This window comes from Neolewinella aquimaris, assembly GCF_014197245.1.
In the GTDB taxonomy this organism is placed as follows: Bacteria; Bacteroidota; Bacteroidia; order Chitinophagales; family Saprospiraceae; genus Neolewinella; species Neolewinella aquimaris.
The window spans coordinates 46,930-67,451 of the sequence record NZ_JACIFF010000004.1; the positions used below are offsets into that span (position 1 = coordinate 46,930).

Annotated in this window: 12 protein-coding genes; 5 read left to right on the plus strand and 7 right to left on the minus strand. The window is 59.5% G+C overall.

Features of this window, described 5'->3' with window-relative positions; translation table 11 throughout:
* Positions 1–1,194: 1,194 nt before the first annotated feature.
* A complete protein-coding gene (locus GGR28_RS08915; protein WP_183495439.1) occupies positions 1,195–2,664 on the plus strand; it encodes a sulfatase in 1,470 nt (489 codons plus the stop codon).
* 59 nt (positions 2,665–2,723) lie between these two features.
* The gene (locus GGR28_RS08920; RefSeq protein ID WP_183495440.1) at positions 2,724–3,821 is read left to right on the plus strand and encodes an alkaline phosphatase family protein; all 1,098 of its coding nucleotides are present in this window, start codon (positions 2,724–2,726) and stop codon (positions 3,819–3,821) included.
* Between the two features lie 207 nt (positions 3,822–4,028).
* On the opposite strand, the gene GGR28_RS08925 is transcribed toward GGR28_RS08920, so the two are convergent.
* The 6 genes from GGR28_RS08925 to GGR28_RS18890 form a co-directional block, all read right to left on the minus strand.
* Positions 4,029–10,376 (minus strand): T9SS type A sorting domain-containing protein, encoded by a 6,348-nt coding sequence (locus GGR28_RS08925; protein WP_183495441.1) that lies wholly within the window; start codon positions 10,374–10,376, stop codon positions 4,029–4,031.
* A 238-nt stretch (positions 10,377–10,614) separates the two neighbouring features.
* Positions 10,615–11,235 (minus strand): TlpA family protein disulfide reductase, encoded by a 621-nt coding sequence (locus tag GGR28_RS08930; RefSeq protein ID WP_183495442.1) that lies wholly within the window; start codon positions 11,233–11,235, stop codon positions 10,615–10,617.
* Positions 11,232–11,672, minus strand: coding sequence for a DsrE family protein (locus tag GGR28_RS08935; RefSeq protein WP_183495443.1), 441 nt, complete (start codon positions 11,670–11,672; stop codon positions 11,232–11,234). The genes GGR28_RS08930 and GGR28_RS08935 overlap by 4 nt, the downstream gene beginning before the upstream one ends.
* Positions 11,620–12,069, minus strand: coding sequence for a DoxX family protein (locus GGR28_RS08940; RefSeq protein ID WP_183495444.1), 450 nt, complete (start codon positions 12,067–12,069; stop codon positions 11,620–11,622). Before GGR28_RS08940 ends, GGR28_RS08935 begins: the two co-directional genes overlap by 53 nt.
* A gap of 169 nt (positions 12,070–12,238) precedes the next feature.
* On the minus strand, positions 12,239–15,013 hold the full coding sequence (locus GGR28_RS18885; RefSeq protein ID WP_221233850.1) for a dockerin type I domain-containing protein: 2,775 nt from the start codon (positions 15,011–15,013) through the stop codon (positions 12,239–12,241).
* Positions 15,014–15,064: 51 nt separating this feature from the next.
* Positions 15,065–16,198, minus strand: a complete 1,134-nt coding sequence (locus tag GGR28_RS18890; protein WP_221233851.1) for a zinc metalloprotease — start codon at positions 16,196–16,198, stop codon at positions 15,065–15,067.
* Positions 16,199–16,475: 277 nt separating this feature from the next.
* Between GGR28_RS18890 and GGR28_RS08955 the strand changes: the two genes are divergently transcribed.
* Genes GGR28_RS08955 through GGR28_RS08965 form a run of 3 tightly spaced genes read left to right on the plus strand, consistent with a single transcriptional unit; the run spans position 16,476 to position 19,613 of the window.
* Positions 16,476–17,186 carry a 3-keto-disaccharide hydrolase gene (locus tag GGR28_RS08955; protein ID WP_183495445.1) on the plus strand — a complete coding sequence of 237 codons (711 nt, stop codon included), beginning with the start codon at positions 16,476–16,478 and terminating at the stop codon, positions 17,184–17,186.
* A complete protein-coding gene (locus GGR28_RS08960; RefSeq protein ID WP_183495446.1) occupies positions 17,183–18,124 on the plus strand; it encodes a TolB family protein in 942 nt (313 codons plus the stop codon). Before GGR28_RS08955 ends, GGR28_RS08960 begins: the two co-directional genes overlap by 4 nt.
* Positions 18,114–19,613 (plus strand): Gfo/Idh/MocA family protein, encoded by a 1,500-nt coding sequence (locus GGR28_RS08965; RefSeq protein ID WP_183495447.1) that lies wholly within the window; start codon positions 18,114–18,116, stop codon positions 19,611–19,613. The genes GGR28_RS08960 and GGR28_RS08965 overlap by 11 nt, the downstream gene beginning before the upstream one ends.
* Before the next feature lie 233 nt (positions 19,614–19,846).
* Here GGR28_RS08965 and GGR28_RS08970 read toward each other — a convergent pair whose 3' ends face one another.
* A complete protein-coding gene (locus GGR28_RS08970) occupies positions 19,847–20,251 on the minus strand; it encodes a nuclear transport factor 2 family protein (protein ID WP_183495448.1) in 405 nt (134 codons plus the stop codon).
* Positions 20,252–20,522: the final 271 nt, after the last annotated feature.

Sequence of the window (20,522 nt, forward strand, 5' to 3'; positions counted from 1 at the left end):
GTGCAGCGAAATTACTCCGGCCGACGCGGAAGAGGCCGCGACCTGCACCGGGGCGGCGAACTGTAAGGCGTGCAAGAATTGCAAGTACTGCAAGCATTGCAGCCAAAAGAACAAGAGCTGTGGGTTGTGTAAGCGCACGGCTGCAACTGAGGTTCCTGAGCCCCATTCTGGCCTGCCGGCCGTAGTAGCTGACCAGCCGCGCCAGTAAGTCTGCTGCCAGTTACCTTGGCTATTCCACCCAATCATTGCACCCGCGCGCCGCCGCCCTTGTTACCGTAATAGGCACTGTCATCCCTGGGATCGGCGACTGAGCCCGACACCTCTGGCGCTTCTACTAAAAGATTCGCGAGGAAGCTACGGCCGTATTGCCGAGCTAGCAGCAGGCCACCATTCCCGTAGGATGGGTAACGGGCCTCTTCTATTACTTCGAAAGGGGAATATGCACTACTGCCTACCGGGGGAAGGAATCTAAGCTGAACAAATCAACGGGTGGCCGACCTGTTCGGAAAGGTATAGGGATAGTGGAGTAGAGATTGTAAAGGTCTTACGGGGAGCATGTCTATTATCCTCTTCATTGACCCCGGCAAGATGCCGGGAACCACTACGGTTCCTGGCTTTTAGCCGCGGTACTGGTTCGTGGCGTCCCGCCGCGGTAAGCATCAATAAATCGGACAATAAACCGGCAGAAGCATATTCACTGACTCTAAATTGGTGTATATCATCACCCTTAGTGACCCCGGCAAGATGCCGGGAACCACCACGGCTCGTGGCTTCTAGCCGCGGTACTGGTTCGTGGCGTCCCGCCGCGGTAAGCATCAATAAACCGGCAGAAGCATATTCACTGACTCTATAAATTGGTGTATATCATCACCCTTAGTGACCCCGGCAAGATGCCGGGAACCACTACGGTTCGTGGCGTCCCGCCGCGGTCATTATGGGTGAGTTTAATCTTAACCCGTAATGAGCCCCGGCAGGATGCCGGGAACCACTACGGTTCGTAGCTTCTAGCCGCGGTCAGTGTGGGTGAGTTCACTCCTGACCCGTGATGAGCCCCGGCAAGATGCCGGGAACCAACAAGCCCCCATCTCAACAGGTTCAACCTAGAAGGGCTCACCCTCGGCATGTATACCCCTACAAGCTGCCGATAACCACCCCCAAACCCCCAAGCTCCCAAACACTCCGTACTTTACTCGTATGCCGCGATACGTAAATCCGCCGAACCCATTCCGCCGCCTCAGGTCAGTGATCCTGCTAGCCGCCCTACTTCTTTCGGCTAGTGCCAGCGCCCAAAAAGCATACAACGTACTCTTCATCATCGCCGACGACCTGACCGCTACGGCAGTCTCCAGCTACGGGAGCGAGGTCTGTCAGACCCCCAATATCGACCGACTGGCCGCCGAGGGCGTAAAGTATACCCGCGCCTACTGCCAGTATCCGGTGTGCGGACCTTCGCGGGCCTCCCTGCTCGGGGGCTACTATCCGACGGCGACGGAAACCTACGGCTACGTCAGTGGGCGGGAGCAAATCGGTGAAGAACGCCATACCTGGCCGCAGGCCTTTCGGGAAGCGGGTTACCATACCGCCCGGGTGAGTAAGATCTTTCACATGGGCGTCCCGATCCACATCGAGGAGGGAAGCGACGGGGCCGACGATCCGGCGTCCTGGGACGAAACCTACAACAGCCAGGCCGCGGAGTGGCAAACGCCGGGAGCGGCCGAACTGGTGCAGGGCAATCCGGACGGCACGATCGAGCGGAAGGGCGGCAACGTGATGACCATCGTCCGGGCCGAGGGAGACGACCTGGTCCACGCCGACGGAAAGACCGCCGAACGGGCCAGTGAGCTGCTGCGGACGAAGCGGGACGAGCCCTTCTTCCTCGCGGTGGGTATGGTGCGTCCCCATGTTCCCTTCGTTGCGCCATCCGCCTACTTCGATCCCTACCCCTACGCGCAGATTGACCTGCCCGAGAAGGTGCCCGGCGACTGGGACGACATCCCCGAACCCGGCATCAACTACGTGACCAGTCAGAACGGACAGATGAGTCTGGAACAGCAGCAAAAGGCCGTGGCCGCCTACTACGCCTCGGTCACCTTCATGGACGCCCAGGTGGGCAAGGTGCTGCGGACGCTTGAGGAGGAGGGCCTGGCCGACAGCACCATCGTGATCTTTACTTCCGACCACGGATTTCACCTCGGGGAGCACGACTTCTGGATGAAGGTCTCCCTGCACGAGGAATCGGTGCGGGTACCGCTCATCATCCGGGTGCCGGGTAAGGACCCCGCCGTCTGCAACTCCTTCGTCGAACTCCTCGATCTGTACCCTACGGTGGCCGAACTGGCGGGTGTCCCCCACTCCGACCACCTGCAGGGCAAAAGCCTGGTCGGGACCCTCGACGATCCCGGTCACGCGGTGAGGGATATGGCCTTTTCGGTTTCGTTAGGCGGAAATGCGCTGCTCGTCAGGACCGCCAACTGGGCCTACATCCAGTACGGTGAAGGAGAGGATGCCGAGATGGAACTCTTTGATATGGACCGCGATCCCCAACAGTTCACCAACCTGGCCTATGACCCCGCCTACGCCGACACCCTCGCGGAGATGCAGCAGCGCCTGCGGGAAAAGCTGCAGGAGGTGCGGACGAACGACCTGGACATCGACTACCACTAGCACTATGTTAAAGCGGGGGCTTATTAATTTGCTGGAGCACCCTCACAACCCACTGCACTATGAGACTTCGCCTTGTTTGCCTGTTGCTGTTACCCTTCACCCTGATGGCCCAGACGACCGTCACGGAGAACGTCATCCTGATCACCATGGACGGTCTGCGCTGGCAGGAGCTCTTCGGTGGGGCGGTAGACTCCATGATCGCCAACGAGGCCCTGACGCACGACCGCGATCGCATGACGGAAAGTTACCTCGTTGAAACGGCGGAAGCACGCCGCCGGCGCCTGATGCCTTTTTTCTGGGACACGCTCGCCCCGCAGGGCATGGTGTTCGGGAACCGGTGGAAGGACAACAAGGTCGATTGTCGCAACCCCTACTGGTTCTCCTACCCGGGCTACAACGAAATCCTCACGGGACGCGCCGACCCGGCCATCAACAGCAACGACAAGGAGTGGAACCCCAACGTCACGGTACTGGAGTGGCTCAACCAGCAGGAAGCGCTCACCGGCCGGGTGGCTGCCTTCGGCAGTTGGGACGTCTTCGACTACATCGTAAACGAACGGCGGAGCGGCATCCCCGTTAACAGCGGTTTCGACCTGGCCGAAGGCAACGACCTCACGGAACGCGAACGCTTTCTGAACAAGCTGCAAGAACAAGCTCCCCGGCTCTGGGGCAGCGTACGCCCCGACATGTTCACCCACAACTTCCTCCTGGAAACCCTCCGCAAGGATCATCCCCGGGTCGCCTTCATCAGCTACGGCGAGACGGACGATTTCGCCCACGACGGCAGCTACAATCGCTACCTCGACGCCGCCCACGCAACCGACGCCATGTGGCGCGACCTCTGGACCTTCCTCCAAACCGATCCCCAGTACGCGGGAAAAACGACCCTGGTTATCACCACCGACCATGGCCGCGGCGACAGTCCCATGGAAAAGTGGAAAGGACACGGCGACGGCGCCCCCGGATCGGACGCCATCTGGCTGGCCGTGATCGGCCCCGACACGCCAAACCACGGCGAGGTAACCACCAACCAACAACTCCATCAGGATCAAATAGCCCGCACCCTCGCCCGACTGCTGGGCTACGATTACCCCGGGCCGGGTGGTGGTGAGGTCGGTGAGGTCGTGCCCGGCGTGATGGAGAGTGGTCGGCGTTAGGGCTGGTACAAACCCGCATGACCCCGGCAACCAACACGGTTCGTGGCGCCCCGCCGCGGCTCCCGGTTCGTGGCGTCTCGCCGCGGTACTGGTTCGTGGCGTCTCGCCGCGGTACTGGTTCGTGCCGTCCCGCCGCGTTCACTTTAACCCACAGAAAAAAGGCGCAATCACCGACCGCGCCTTTTCCCAGTGAAGTCACTCCACCCCTTAATGCACCACCACCTTTCTGGAGGCACTAAACCCAGGTGATTCCAGGCGGTAGAAGTAGATGCCAGCCGGCAATTCGCTCAGGTCGACGGTCTGCTGATTGATGCCGGCCGCGTAGTCGTTGCGCAGGGCGGGCCGTAGCTGTCGGCCGTTCAGGTCGAGGATGGTGATCTCAACTTCCTCCTGCACCGGAATGCGGAAGGAGATGGTAAGCCGACCGGTGGTCGGATTCGGAGCGGCACCGAGTAATTCGTAGCCAGCGGGCACCGGATCGTAAGCCGAAGTGCTCATGCTCAGGTAGGGGTACGGTTCGTCGATGTTGCCGACCAGCAGGTCCGGAGCGAAGGGGATCGGATCGCCGTCGGCGGTGTACTCCCGGTCGGTTTCGGTATTCAGGATGCGGAAGGTGATCTCGTGGTCAAAATCCTCTGCGTTGCCGTGGACCAGCAGGAAGGTGCGGTGAGCCTTGACCGAAGGACAGTATTCCAGACTGCCCCGGCCGCGCACCTCGCCGTCGACGAATGCCACCACGTCGAGCGGACTGTAGGTCGCTTCGTCGAGGACCGACAGGTCGAAGGTGCCCACTACGCTCAGGTTATGCTCGTACTCACCGGGCGTTACGTCGTAACCGGAACTTTTCGGCGTGGGGAAGCTGATGGTGCCCGACCTGGCCAGGTGGAGTTTGTACCCACTTCCGGGTACGAACTGACTAAGGTTACCCACCCAGCCGGCGGCCGCATCGTTGTAAACGGAGAAGGTGCGCTGCCCCTTGAGCTGATCGCCCGCGGAGGCATTGAGTCCGTCGAGGACGTCGTTCACCGATCGCTGTTCCAGCTGCGGATACCCGATCCAGTTCCACTGTCGGCTCACCGCGACGTCAATGGGCGTCGGGCTCGGAAGACCGACGACCTTCAGCGTATCGGGATGAGTACTGAGGTGAACCAGGTAGCCCTCACCCAATTCGAGGGTTTTGAGGTTGCCGTTCCAGCTCTTGCCCGCCTCGTGGGAAGTCATGTTGCTCTGGCTCTTGACCACTACGTCGTTGGTGGTCTGATCGCCAACGATGCTGCCCAGCAGGTGCTCGCGGGTCATATCGTCGGTCTGCACGTTCAGCGAGACCCAGTTCCAGCCCACATTTAAAGGGATGACCTGGAAGACGCCCTCGGGATGCAGGATCAGCGGCTGCTCCGGCGAGCCCTGGGAGGTACCCGTCACGAAGGTCAGTCGCTCCACCGCCCCGTACTCCACCCCGTTGAGGGCGTGCCAGAAGCGGAAGGTAATCTCCTCGCCGTTGTTCCCGCCCACGTCGTTGCTGTAAATGGTGAGGAAGGCACGGTAGAGGTCGAGGGAGGGGACATATTCGATATTCGTCACTCCACGGATCTCGCCGTTGACGAAGGCGCCGACGAGGTCGCGTTCATCGGTGGAAAGTAGATCATCGGTGCCATCGAGACTGAAGGTGGTCACCAGCGTCATGCTGTGCTGGAATTCGGTCGGGTCGAAGGGCCAGTACACGGGTTTGGCCACCAGTTCTACCCTCACTTCGGTGGGTATGGCCTCACCGTCGACCAGGGCTACGATGGTTCCGGTGTAAATGCCCGGCGTCAGTTCGGGATCGAGATCGAATTTGATCACCTCATCGCCGTTCGGTAGGATGGTCCCGTTGATCCGCCTCGGACTCAGCCAGTCTGGATAGGTGACTACTCCGGAAGTATCCTGTTGGTCGAGCGTAAAGGGCTTTGACAGCAGGGAGTTGTTCTTCAGTACTGCTTCGACGACGTGCGTCTCTCCGGCGTTCCCGGTATAGGTGACCGGCGAGGGATCCCAGAACACGGGGCGGGAATTGACCTTGAAGGACCAGTCGGTAGCGTACTTCTGTACGTTTCCGTTCAGGTCCATTAGGCTGTCAACGTGGGCGTTGAGTACGACGCCGGCGAGGTCGGGCCGGTCGGTGAGCGGGGGATTAGTCTGCAGGATGATCTTGTCGCCACTGCAGCTTACGGTCACCGGTATGTCGGCGTCGGTATCCGCCCGGGTCAGTCGGAAGACGGGATTGTTGCCCACGGCGGGGAAGGCGCAGTCGACCGGTTTATCGAAGGTGACGGAGATCTCCCCGCCCGGACGCAGGAAGCCGTCGCTCGGCTGCGGGTACCCGAAGGGTGCGAGACTCTTGCGGTCGACGATGCCGCGCTTTTCGCTGGAGTAGGTGACGCCCTCCGATCCGCAGTAGGCCACCGCCCGGAAGGTGTAGGCTCCGTCCGGGAAGTTGGTCACGTTGAGGAGGTAATCGTAGTTTGCCCCCTGCAATTGGTCCTTTGCAACGTTGAGGATTTCGGCATACCCTTCACCCTCCCGGCGCACTTCCAGGCTGACCGATTCGAATTTTTCATTATTCAGATCATATCCCGACAGTGTCGTTTTCATCAGTGCCGGAGAGGCCGCATTGACCACCCAGTTATTGAAGGGGTAGCGCAGGCTGATGTTGGTGCATTCCGTGGAGAAATTCAGGAGCTGGATGTAGGCAGTATCGGCGTTTCGCAGTACGCCATTGTCCTGCCACAACTCGTATTCACAGGGGGGGTACACCATGATACCGATATCCTGATAATTACTGGCGCGCGGGCCGCGCTGGACGTCCAGCGCTAAGTCAAGCGTCTGTCCGTACTCCAGGAAGAAGGAAGCCGGGCTGTTGTTGATCCGGTGCCCACCCAGGAAGAGTATAGCTCCGTCGGGGTTCGTGGTACTTACCGTACGGACGTGGTATTCCCTGGTCTCCCGGCTTTGGCTCCAGTTGGTGATCCGGCAGGAAAATTTGGCGGTACCGTCTGCGGGTACGTCCTCGCGCTCGGGAAACGGAATCTGGATGGTGGTGCTATCACGGCCCTGGGTACCCGGTTCCTGGGGGCAACTCGAAGTACCGAGTTTGAGGTTAAACGCGGGCACGTCGTAGCTGGTGTCTCGCAAAATGTCAACGCTGAAAAAGTCGCCGATGTCGTTGTCCTCCAGGATGTAGCCTACCTTACGGGTATTGGTGGTCTCCGACCCCGTATTATTGGTGGTGGAGAAGCGAAACCGACCCGTAAGGCCCAGTGAGCTCTCGAACCAGATGCCCCCGACGTTGTCGATCTTCGCACCGATGGCGAATTCCGTATTCACGAAGCGGGTGTACTCGTAGGAAACGCTCGATGATCCGCTGGACTCCCAGTCCTCGGCGTAGGATGCCCCCGCGCTGAAACTGATGTTCTCCTGGAATACGGCGTTCTCCCCCCGGGCGGTGTCGTTCTTGGCCAGGATGTTCTCCCAGGAGAGACTGTCCATGATCAGGTTGTTGATCTGCGTCTGCTCTACTATGTCAAGCGTAATGAAGTCCCTGTTGTCCTGCAGGTTGGCGCGTATGACGCCGTAGGTCGGGAGCAGGACGTTTCGGATGTGCTGCTCCGTGTAAATGAAGGTGGTAGCAAAGGTGTTATCCGCCATGGCCGGGATGATATCGACCAGTGCCTTACAACTGTCCTCGTTGTAGGAAAGTGACTCCGAGAGTGAAAATTCCTGGTTAAAGGCGGCACCGACGTAGACGTCGCCGTCGTGACCGGTGATGTTCTCCAGATCCGACGTCTTGAAGGTCTCGTTGAAGGTCATGCTGGTTTTGATGCCCTCCCGGTTGAAATTATCACGCCCTGCCTCGGCGGAAAAGCGAATAATAGTACCAAAACCGTGGCCGCTAAAGGGCGTCTTGAATTTGGCACCCAGCAGCAGGTCGACAAATCCGCCCGCGGCACCGCCGACTTCGGTTTCAACAGTGGTAAAGGCCTCGATGGTAGTCCCCTTTTCGACGAAGGCATAGCTGTTGTCTCCCGGAGGATCGTGCAGGATCAGCATGGGAATATCCGGCGTGCGGCTGATGAAGGTCGGCGTATTCGCCTTCACCCCCTCCACCAGGGCCCATAATTCAATGGGTTGGGACTCCGCGAAATCCACTTCCGGAATCACGTAGAGCAGTTTTTGGTAATCCCGTTCCCCACCGTTGGTGGCCAGGTTCGGCGCACCGGGCTCGATGGTGTAGATGACCTGCCCGTTCTTGATCGGCAGGCGGATGGCCTCGCCCCCGCGGTCGGAGATGAAGTCGTAGATTTTGACGAAGCCCGTGTCGAGGTAGCAATCCACGTCCACGTCCTCACGTATTTCCAGTGTAATGGTGTAGGCCTCCCCTTGCTCCATGATGTACTCCAGATCGGATCCGGGACTTGCGCAAGCCGGCACCTTCGCCACCTCGTGCAGGTTGTCCGTGATGATCAGCGGTGCCCGGTAGATGAAGCGCGCCTGTGGCTCCACATCGGCTCGGAGGGTATCGAAAGAACCCGCAAGCACGGTATCGGCCGGCTGGATGATGATGATGGAGTCGTTTCTCAGCGTATCGATGATCGCCGGCGTGATGGTGGTCGTCTCATTTTCGGTGATCAGCTCGGAAGTGTCGCGGACGGTCAGGTCGACGATGAGCGGTTTGTTTCCGATTTGACCATAGACGTTGGTACTGGCCACCTCGGTTACCCGCACCCGGTAGGCCCGGGCGGGCAGGTTGTAAAGGGTCAGTACACCACTCTCGGGTATGGGATGCACGACGTTGTAGCAGAATGGGTCACTTGAGGAAACCGTCACCTTGGTCGCTGTTCCGAGGCTGGTGTTGCAACTTCCCTGTACCACGATGCGCAAGGAATCGGTGGTGGTGTTCTCGAAGTCGATGTCGATCACGTCACCTTCCACCAGGATCGAGGAAGGGTTGGTCACCGCTCCGCTGGGTACGAAGGTGTGGTGCAGGAAGACCGGGGTGACGGAGTAAGTCCCCTCGTCCTGAATGGAGAAGCTCCAGTTGCCGTTGTTGTCGGTACGGATGCCGTAATCCGCACTGTCGATCAGGATCTTAACCTCGGGTACGCCACACTCGGGTCCCTGCCCCTGATAAGCCGGATAGTGTACCTTTCCCGCCACGGTAAAGACCGTCTCGTCGGTAAAATCTACCCCGCTGAGCGTCTTGGCGTTCACGTCCAGTATGCGGGTTAGCTGCACGGGCTTGAAGGCATGGGTGACGCTGGTACCGATCTTTTCGGGCTCAACCCGAAAGGACGCCTGCTCGTGGTAGTAAATGTCGCGGATCTCGTAGTAGCCGTCGATATCCGTCGTGGCGCAGTAGCTCTGCACGTCACAGGTCACCGGATAGGCCGCCCCGCCGGCGGGTATGGACTCGGTCAGTTTCACCGATATGTCTACGCCACTTACTCCGGCCCCGAGGGTGGAGCGCACGTAGCCTTTGATGACGCCGTCCGGACGACTGTAGCCCACATCGCTTAACGCCAGGGCCGTTCCCCCGATGGGGATGAGGTGGTAAGTGTAAGCGAAACCGGGAATGGCGTCCTGATCGTTGTAGCCCTCGGCATTCTTGCTCAGGACGACGAGTTCTTCCCGCACCTCCACGCTATTCTCATCCAGGTACGAGCGCTCCAGGCGAATTTCCTCCGCCACATTGGACATATTGGCCCACTCCAGCCGCACGGAGTTGTAGCGCGTCCCGTCGCTGGCGTTCAGGAAGGGCTGGTAGGAGGAGCCCTTATCCGTCACCGGGTCGGATTCATGACCGCCCCAACCACCGGCGCGGGTCGTCACTTCGTAAGTGTAGGTTTTGTTGGGTTCGATGTTTTCGTCCTCAAAGCTGGTCTGGGTTCCCGGAAGCGTATGGAGAAGCTCGCCATCGCGGTAAACCTGATACCGATGCAAATTGGTGGGAATGTCGGTCGTGCGGGTCCAGCTAACCACAATCTTATCGTCAAAGGCACCGTCGGTGGCCGACAAATTCCCCGGCTTGCGAATGGGCTCGGTAGAACCGGTGATGGCTCCAAGGCTGCCGGACGCGTCACCGCGGGATTCTTCGTAACAGGTGAAGGTGGTTGCACAGGTAACAAAGGCCTTGCTGCCGGAATAGACCGCACGGGGATAAAAATCGCCCTTCTGTCCCGGCCCGAAACCATAATCATAGGAACCGGTTATCGTGCTGCTGGCCGGGGAAAACCGAAAGTAGTTGTTGCCGCTACGAAAACTTTCGCGGGCAACAATGATCTCCCGCTGCGGCTCGCTACAGTCGCAGGCCACTCCGGCCGGAGCAATGTTCTGGTAGCTGAAGCGGATGTAGTAGTCGCTCGTAGCCTGGGAGACACAGAAGCGGTGAACGCTGCTGGAAGTGCCGAACCCGCTTGCCAGTTCCGCACACTCGGGAAAGTACCCCGCCTGGGCCGTAGCAACGGCTGATAACCCCACCGACAGGCAGAGGAAAAGAAACGTACGGTAGAGGTATAACATGGGACTGAGTTGTTCCCCCATAGCGGGTCTGCCAATTGCCGGACGGCAAAAGTTGCGGAGGGGTAAGTGTGTGGAAAAGAGGGGAAAGGTGGGCGCCGAAAACGGCTGGGGTTGCCCAAAAGTAATTATTTATTGTGTTTAGACAAGTTTTTAGAACTTTATTTTCCAAACCTTGTGGAAAACAAACTATATCCTGATAATTACTACCCCTTTCTCAGAAAAAACCCTTGCGTCTGATCTACTCTGCTTCCGCTGCCAACTTCTCGAGTACTTCCCGAAACTCCTCCGTATCGTAATCCGCCATTCCACGGTGGCTGAGTAGCACCTCACCCGCCGGTCCCAGCACGTAGGTGGTCGGCAAAGTAGACGAAGCAAGTTCCGCGGGCAGCGGGCCCAACAACTGATAGACGGGAAATGCAAATCCACGATCCTCCACCAGTGCCCTCCCCTTCGTAAAGTCGCGCTCCACGTTCAGCAGCACGAAGGCCACGCGCTCGTCGTCGGCAAAGTCGCGGTACAGCCGGTCGATGCCCGGCATTTCGGCCAGACAGGGCGGGCACCACACGGCCCAGAGGTTCAGGAAAATCACTTTTCCCGCCAGACGTTCCGCCGCCACCACCTCGCCTGCAGCGTCGACCATCCGGAAGTCCAGGTTCTCCATTCGGGCGGGGCGCGCAGGTGCCGTGTCGGTCGGTGAAGAGCGAACTAATTCGGTATCCGGCCGAATGAGCCCGGTCGCCAGAATGCCCTGCTGAACGTACGCAATGGCCTGGGTATGCAGACCGGTGAGGTACAGCAGCAGCGCGATCGTACCGGCGATGCCGTAAAACATCAGGTCTTTTTTCGTTCCCGGACTCATAGGCTCAGCGAGTAATAGCCCGCTTTCTGCAGGGTGAAGTTGTACTGGATTCCGTTGTCGACGATCTCGATGTCAGCGGGCACATCGGTGCGGGCCACCTTGAATTTGTCGAGCGAGAAGCCGCAGGCGACGAGCTTGACGCCAAATTCCTTCGCCTGGGCGATGAAGGGATCGATCTGCGCGCGATCAGTAATATCAACGATGCCCTGTCCGCAGATGACGATCCGAAAATCTCCGAAGGTGTCGCCGTCTTCCTGCTTAAATGCCTCGGCGGTCAGTAGGATGGGCTTGAGTTGGGGGATCTTCTTGGTCAGCACGACGTAGTTGTTCGTCTGCTGGTGGTAGGGAGTCGTGCGGGTGGTGTCCTGGGCGAACAGGCCGCTGCTAAACGAGGTGGTCAGGCTGAGGAGTAGAATTGCGAGAAGGAAGCGTTTCATCGGGTTGGTTTGAAGGAGTAAACGTATTAAGGATAAAGAAGAGCAGTCCGCCCGCGATGGCCACGTTCTTAAAGAGCGGCCCGAGGGTGGTCATCTGCCCCAGTTGTACGGTGATGGTGATCGGAATGAGCACCAGTAGCAACACCAGCGCCGCCCAGCGAGTCAGGAAGCCCGCCAGCAGGGCGAGTCCGGCCGTCAGCATGACGATGCCCGAAAGGATCACCAGCCAGCCCGGCTCGCCGAAGTAAAGCGCAAAGTTCTTCAGGCTCGCCTGGTGCATGCGCGCTACGGTCTGGTCGACGTTGAGCAGGTGATTCGCCCCGGCTACCAGGAAGATCCCACTGAGGAAAATGCGGAGGATACGGACGGAGGTACGGCTGACGGTAAGTTGGTGCATAGTCGGTGAGTTAGGTTGCGATGTCACAAACCTAGCCAGCTCCCCCTCTTTCTTCGGTGACCTCGATCACACGCACCAGCCGTTTACGTATCCTTAACAAGCATAAAAACTGCGCCCGGCAGCAGTGAGCTGTCCGGGCGCGGAAAAAAAGAACACTCAGGTCAGTCGATCAGCGAAGCAGCACCAGGCGTTTCGCCATAACTTGATTACCCAGTCGAATGCGCGCCACGTAAATGCCGGCGGGCAGGGGCGAAGTACGGTCGGTGCTCCAGTCGAAGCGGTGTACCCCGGCAGGATAGTTGCCGGAAGCAAGTTCCGCCACCTCCCGTCCCCGTCCGTCGAGAACGGTCAGCGTCAGTGAACCCGCCCGGGTTAGGCCCACGGTAAGGGAAGTCGCTCCCCGGAACGGATTGGGGAAGGCGGAAAAGGTCACTCCTTCGATCCCGTCGGGATCACCGACCGCCGTGGTCTCACTTACCACCTGCGGTTCGAGCGCATGAAAGGTGCCAGCCGCGGTAAGGTCGCTCAGGTAAACTTCAGGCTCAGGTTTGCTTTCGGTACCCATGACTTGCGGAATCAGTCGCACACTACCCAGGTGAACCATGCCGTCCGCACCGTAAGCGTTGGCGTGCGCAAGCCGCAGCTTACCCGACGCGGTTTCTTCCAGGTTGACGGTCGGGCGGGCAAAGCCGGGGGTCGACCCGTCTTCCAGTCCGCCAAAGCGCCACTGGGTGGGGTCCCAGGTGAAGTCCATTTGGTAGCTGCCCAGTCGCTCGCCACTGTTGCGCATGTCCACCCGTAGGGGTACCAAATAACCGGTACCGTCCAGCTCAGGTGTGATCTCTACGGGCACTACCGGACCCGCCTCGGCCGGTTTATCCATCTCTGGTCGGGCGTCGTTGGTACAGACGGTAGCAGTGCCCAAGGGGTAGCCGACCGGTAAGCCCACGTCGTAGGAGATGATCACGAGGGCGTCGGCGGCGGTGACGATTCCGTTAGTATCTACGTCGGCAATACCCGATTCTATGCGGGCCAGTGCGCTTGTGGGAATCGGATTGCCCACAGCATAAGCCAGAATCAGGGCAGCGTCGGTTGAATTTATCCGACCGTCACCGTTCACGTCGCCGAGCAGTTGATTTTCTGAGATGACGAAGTTGCAGTTCTCTACGCTAGCATCCGGCAGCAAATCCCGGAAGGTGGTTGCGGCAGCCGCGGTGCGCAGAATGAGATCGGGATCCACGGTGGTACCGGCGGGAGCCAGGGCCCGGAAGCGGGCGGTGAAGACGGGCACGTCTCCCGCCCGGCCCGTTGCGTCGGCTCCGTTAAAGATGATAACCCCGGGGGTAGTCGCATTGATCTGACCGGTGTACCCCGACAGTATTTCCGCGTCGCCGACGTACTCTATTTCCGTAGAATCGTAGTACAGCGCCGCCGTAAAGTTGCCAAGGAAGTGGTCGGGGCTGGGAACGCCGCTCATGTCGATCCGTACCGTAAGGGGAAATTCACAGAACTGTGCCGTCTCCTGCGGACAATCGAGTGCCACCAGCGGACCATCGTCGCCCCCCGAACCTCCGCCGTCTCCGGGAAGGATCACCCCCCGGGCCGCGGTGCGGAAGCGAAACTGATTGCCGCCGATCGGAGCGAGGGTCTCCGCATCCACCTGCGTCATGTTCAGGGCGTATACGGCATTGATCGGATTGTCGTCAGGGATGAAGCGCACCTGGATGCCGTAGAGATCGCCGGCTTCCAGGGGAAGCAGGTCGATGGAGGAACCCGGACCGAGCAGCTCAATGATCCCCTGTTCGGGGATGAGAATGTCCGTTCCCTGGGCGTCGTTGTCCCGCCATATTTCGTAGAGATCGCCCAGCTCTACGGTCACCCGCCCGTGATCGAAGAGGGAGCGCACTTCCCGTCCCGGCAGATCGAACTGGAGATTTACCCGCTGAAACCCTTCGGAGAAGTTGCCTACGATTACCTGACTGACGAAACCGCCTTCCTCTTCCGCTTCGGAGCCGATGCTGATGTTCTTCCAGACGATGTTGTTGTTGTTCTGTACGTTCTGGTATAGGTTACCGGTCTCGGGAAAGGTCATTCCGCCCGGTGTCTCCGTACGCGACAGCAAACAGAAGTGGGCCTGATCGCCCGGGATGGCGGCGTAATCGTCCGGATTCGGCACGACCCACTCGAACTCCAGTATCTCGAATTCACCGCCGGCGACGGTCACCGCCTGGCTACCGATGGGGTCGCCCATCAGTGCGGGGGAAACGACGCTGCCGTCCCAGGGGGAGGGCCAGCTGAGTCCGGATCCCGCCTTCGCCCAGTACAGATTGGTCGTGCCGGACTGGCTGCCGTCACAGCCCCGATTGCGGACGCGTACGTACACGTAGTTGGGCTCGGAAGAAGGGCGGTACACCGGATTTTGGTGCTCCTGATTCAGGAACCCGTCGTTGGTTCGCCGTACCCAGATGTCGGCACTGTGGTACATGGCTTCCGTGGAGGCGTTGGGCTCGTCGCCCACATCGTCGTAAGTGTCGGCGGACCACAGGTCGGGCGTGGCCGGACTGGCGGGTGGGGGCGACAGGGCATCGGAACCAATGATGGATGCGCGGACGCCGAACAGCGTGGCGGCTGCCCGTACGTGCTGCCCTACCGTAAACATCGTACGACAGGCATCGTCGGTGTAGTCCATCTGGTTCATGAACATGTCCCCGTTCGGACCATTGTCGCACGTCACGCTGGGGAAACTCGGGCAACCGGTGTTGTTCGGCCCCTGGTTCGGGGTATCGTCCACCAAGTCGGAAAAGGCGCAGTTGTCGGGTTCCGTAGTGTCGTCCCCCCAAATGTGCCGGAGGTTAAGCCAGTGGCCGATCTCGTGACCGCAGACGTAACCCAAATCGAAGGGACTGGTAGCTGTTCCGAGGGTGCCGAAGGCCACGTAATCCATGACCACCCCATCCTCCGCCGGGCGGGTAGCCAGGTCGGCGGGCCAGGAGGATTAGCCGAGCAACCCACTGGAGAGGTTGCAGACCCAGATGTTCAGGTAATCATCCGACGGCCAGCCTGCCTTACCACCCGTAGCCGCAAATTTTACGGGGTTACGCACCAGGGGGTCGGTACTGATGGAGCTTTTGGTAAAGGAGGTTACGCTGGTCGAGGTCCGCGTGATGCCGTTTGTGGGTTCGCAGTCCGGATCCCGACTGGCCAGGGCAAACTGTACCTGCATATCGGCCACCTGAGGGGAGAACGCGGAGGGTACCGATCCGATGCTGGCGTTGGTGGCCCGAAACAGTTCGTTCAGGGCGTCGATCTGACTTTCCACCTGGGCGTCCGATATATTCTGTGCGGCCGTATTGTACACCACGTGCACCACGACCGGAATGGTGATTACTTCGCCACCGAAGCCGAGTTCATCTCCTTCGCGCAGAGTACGAATGTATTCCTCGGTGAGCCGCTCGATACGGTCGTAATTCTGGCGGAACACGCGATCGGTTTCCAACCGCTCCAGGAGCTCCTCTCCGGTACCGCAATCCATCGTAAGTTGATCGGGACGCTGGGTCGGAGTGTAGACAATATCATCGATAAAGAAAGTCCTCACCGCAGTGCTGGCGAGCAGGTCGATGATATACCCCCGCGCTCCGGACACCCGGACCGTCTGGTAATCCGTCGTAACGGCAACGGTGCTCAGGAGGGTGACTACCCCGAGGTCGTTGTACCCATAGATGAGGAACTGATCAGATGTGTTGAATCCCTGAATGCGGAAGGACAACTCCGATATGGTCTCGTCGAACTCCATCAGCACGGCACCGGCGGGAAACTCGCAGCTGATACCACCCCTACAGTTGGCGGCCACGTTGCTCCCGGAAGGGGCATTGGGCCGGGGAAATATGGTGACCGGGCCGGGGGTACCCAGATTGAGCGGCGGCAGATCTTGCAGAGGAATACTTGGATCCCCGAAAGAAATACCCTGGCTACTTTGCAGGTTGTCGGTGAGGGTGCCCGACAGCCCTTCAAAATCGATGAGTACCGGGGTTTGAGCCATGGTGGTTGCCGTCAGTCCGATCAGGAGGGGCAGCACGAGGAGGTAGCGGAGCAGCCGAAGCGCCCCGGCAAGCAGGTAAAAAAGTAGCATGACGGTGAGATTTATGGATGGTCTGTAGTGGATGTCGTATTCCCTTTTTCGGGTGACGAACTCCAGTAAAGTGGCTATACCCCTCTATTATCACACACCCCTTTCGCGTTACAACACCAACAATAAATTTCGCGCGAATGACCGATATTAATTCCCTGCTTGCCCAGCTCACCCATTTTTCGTATCGTTGATGGAAGGACTACGATTAGCCGGGGAGGGTGCCCCACCCAATACATGTTAAAACTTACAACTGCGGTTACCGCTGAATGTCGAATCTATGCAATACCGTTACACTTTGCTTTCCGCCCTCGTTGCTTTGGCAGTATTCTCCTGCTCCCGCGACCCCGCCCGACAAACGGAATCAGCCACCGCGACAGCGGCTCCCTCCAGTGAGTGGGTCGACCTGCTCGATGCCGACCTCACGGAGTGGGAAATGTACAACGGCGACGCGCTGCGGGGATGGGAGTTCCGGGACGGAGAGCTCCACGCCTCGGGAGCCGGCTGGGACGCGGACCAGGACCTGATCACCCGGGAGGAATACGACAACTTCGAGCTTGCACTGGAGTGGAAGGTCGAGCCCGGGAACAGTTCGGGCATCTTTTACCACGCCCAGCGGGACCCCGCCACGCCCATCTACGAAGCGGCCCCCGAATACCAAGTCATGGACGACGAAGGGTGGTCCGACCCGCTGGAACCAAATCAACGCACGGCCGGCAATTACGCCATGCACGCTCCGGAAGGCGCCGAACCCCGGCCGGCCGGCGAATGGAACAGCACGCGCATCGTCGTAAATCACCCCCGCGTAGAGCACTGGCTCAACGGCACGAAAGTGGTCGAGTACAAACTGGGCAGCGACGACTGGAAGCAGCGCAAAGCAGCGGGAAAGTGGGCCGACGTAGCCGACTACGGAGTAGCCACCAGCGGCCACATCGGACTGCAGAACGCGGGAAAAGTCGTGTACCGTAACATCAAAATTAAGGAGTTATGAAAGTGAATATCACACGCTGCTTCCTCCTCCTACTGCTGATGCCCGCCATCGGCTACGCGCAACAGGAGGTTGTCTCCACGCTTGAAGTATTCGATATCGAAACCAACGAGCGAACGCAGATCATGCAGGAGGACCGCCACTTCGAAGCCCCGAACTGGAGCCCCGACGGCGAGTACTTCCTGATCAACCAGAACGGGAGTCTGTATACGGTCTCCATGGACGGGAAGAAGGAAAAATTCAATACCGGCTCCGCGGATCGCTGCAACAACGACCACGGTTTCTCGCCCGACGGCCGCATGCTGGCGTTCAGCAACAACCTCGAAAGGGGCCCCGACGGCTGGCTCACTTCCTGCATCTTCACCGTTCCGGCGGAGGGCGGTGAACCCACCCGAGTCACGGACAGCGTTCCGTCCTTCTGGCACGGCTGGTCGCCCGGCAGCGATACCCTGGTGTATACCGCCATGCGGGGAGGCCGCTTCAACCTGTTCGCAGTACCGGCAACCGGTGGTCAGGAGGTGCAGCTGACGGACTCGGAAGGGCTCGACGATGGCCCCGAATACGCTCCCGACGGCAAGCACATCTACTACAACTCAATCAACTCCGGCAGCATGGAGATCTGGCGCATGCATCCCGACGGGAGCCGCCAGGAACAATTGACGGACGACAGCTACTCCAACTGGTTCCCCCACCCCTCCCCCGACGGTAAGCACTTCGTTTTCATCTCCTACCTCGAGGACCAGGGCAGCGATCACCCCGCCATGAAGGAAGTCGCCCTGCGCCTCTACAACCTTGAAGACGGCTCGATCCGTACCCTCTGCACGCTGACCGGCGGACAGGGATCACTCAACGTACCCTCCTGGGCACCGGACGGCAAGAAATTCGCATTCGTCAGTTACGCCCATAACTCAGACCAAAAGGCAACTACCGATGACCACTAAGCCAACCAACGTCTCGCGAAGAACTTTTGTCAAAAAAAGCCTAGCGGCCGGTGCCGTTTTTTCCATCGTTCCCAGTTCGGTGGTCAGTGGGCTGGGCTACACCGCACCGAGTGATAAGCTGAACATCGTCGGCGTCGGCGTGGGGGGCAAGGGCCTCCAGAACCTGCAGGCGATGAACTCCGAAAACATCATTGGCCTGTGCGACATCGACTGGAACTACAGCCAGCGGTGCTTCGATACCTTCCCGAAGGCCAAAAAGTATTATGACTGGCGTCGGATGTTCGACGAGCTCGGCGACTCCATGGATGCGGTAGTGGTAGCCACCGCCGACCATACCCACGCGGCCATCGCGGCTACGGCCATGATGATGAACAAGCACGTGTACTGCCAGAAGCCGCTCACCCACTCCATCTACGAATCGCGCCTGCTGACCAGACTCGCCGCCGAATACCCCGTAGCCACTCAAATGGGCAACCAGGGCAACTCCGGAGACGGCGTCCGCCAACTCTGCGAGTGGATCTGGAACGGCGAGATCGGCGAAGTCACCGAGGCCCATACCTGGACCGACCGCCCCATCTGGCCCCAGGGATTGGAGCGCCCCGAAGAAGCCATGCCCATTCCGGATAATTTCGACTGGGACCTCTTCATCGGCCCCGCCCCCATGCGGCCCTACCACGAAATTTACACGCCCTGGAACTGGCGCGGATTCTGGGACTTCGGCACCGGTGCCTTCGGTGACATGGCCTGCCACATTATGGACCCCGTGTACCGGGCCCTGAAGTTGAAGTACCCCGAAGGGATTTCGGGCAGCTCCACCACGGCAAATACCGAGAGCGCGCCCCAGGCGGAAAAGGTGCGCTTCGACTTCCCCGCCCGCGCCGACATGGACAAGGTCAAGATGCCCGCGGTAAAGGTGCACTGGTACGACGGCGGCTTCCTGCCCGACCGGCCCGAAGGGCTGGCCCAGGGAGTCCCCCTCATCCGCGACGGACTTGGCGGCTGTATGTTCGTCGGCACCAAGGATACCCTCATCAGCGATGCGGGAGGCTTCAATCCACGCTTGCTCTCCGGCCGGATACCTGAAGTAAAGCCCTACCTCCGCAGGGTGCCGGGCTCGGTCGACTACAGCGACGGCCCCCACGAGCAGGACTGGATCCGGGCCTGCAAGGAATCTCCGGAACAGCGGGTGAACCCGTCGGCCCACTTCGCCTACTCCGGCCCCTTCAACGAGATGGTCCTGCTGGGCGTCCTGGCCATCCGCCTCAAGGGCCTGAACAAGGTTCTCGAGTGGGACGGAGACAACATGCGCTTCACCAACATCGGACCCGACGAAACCATGCAGGTCACGAAAACCGACGGCTTCGCCATGGTCAACCGCATACCGACCTGGTCCACCGAGCGCGTCGAACTGAACGCGCTGGAAGCCGCCACGGAGTACATCAAACACAGCTACCGGGAGGGTTGGAGTCTGCCGCCGATGCCGGCATGATCACTTTCGTCGGCCGAGCCCAAGCTCGTCCGCCGAGTATCGGAGGTATTCACCCTTTTGCTTCCCCAGTTTAGTCGGCGGACGAGCCTCGTGCCTCGGTCGGCCGACGACTTCGGGCTGCCTCGTCGGCCGACCCTAAGTCGCCCGCCGAGTATCGGAGCTAATCTGCCCCTTCACCTCTCCTGTCTAGTCGTCGGACGAGCCTCGTGCCTCGGTCGGCCGACGACTGGGAATCACCGCAAAAATCTGACCTCCGAAATCAATCCGTCTTCTACCAGATAGATGGCGATGACCTCCCGTGGCGTACCGTCAGCACTGAACTTAACGCTTTCGTGGTCGAGAATTCGGTTGCCCATGACCGTGCGGCTCACCAGACGGCACTGCAAGTCGGGCATATCCCGGAACATTTTGCCGTAGCGTTCGCGCATGATCTCTTTGCCTTCGCTGGTCAGCTCGTCCGGGAAGTTGTATATTTTGATGTCGTCGGCGTAAGTACTGAGGAAAAGCTCCAGATCGCCCGTGTTGTAGGCATCGAGTTGGGTTTGCACCGGGGTAACAGCCGCATAGGAATCCACGCTCGACTGGCTAACGGCAAATATTGGCAATAGAACGAATAGTAGGGGTAAGAATAGCTTCACTGGACGGGGTTTGGGAACCAATATACACAGCTGCCGAATTTAGCTCCGACACCCGCGCTTCGCCGGCCCCTTTGCCATCTAATCAGCAGCGGAGCTTTAATCCTCTACCAAGTGGGTTCAATCCGTGTTGAATCAGTGGCCATCCGTGGTGACCCCGTATCCGTTGTATTCGGCGGGTGCCTATAGGATTGGGTGTGCTCCGACTTTAATCTGCGGTTGACCCGGTTCGTGGCATCTTGCCGCGGTTGCGATCACAGTACCTCCCCCTTTT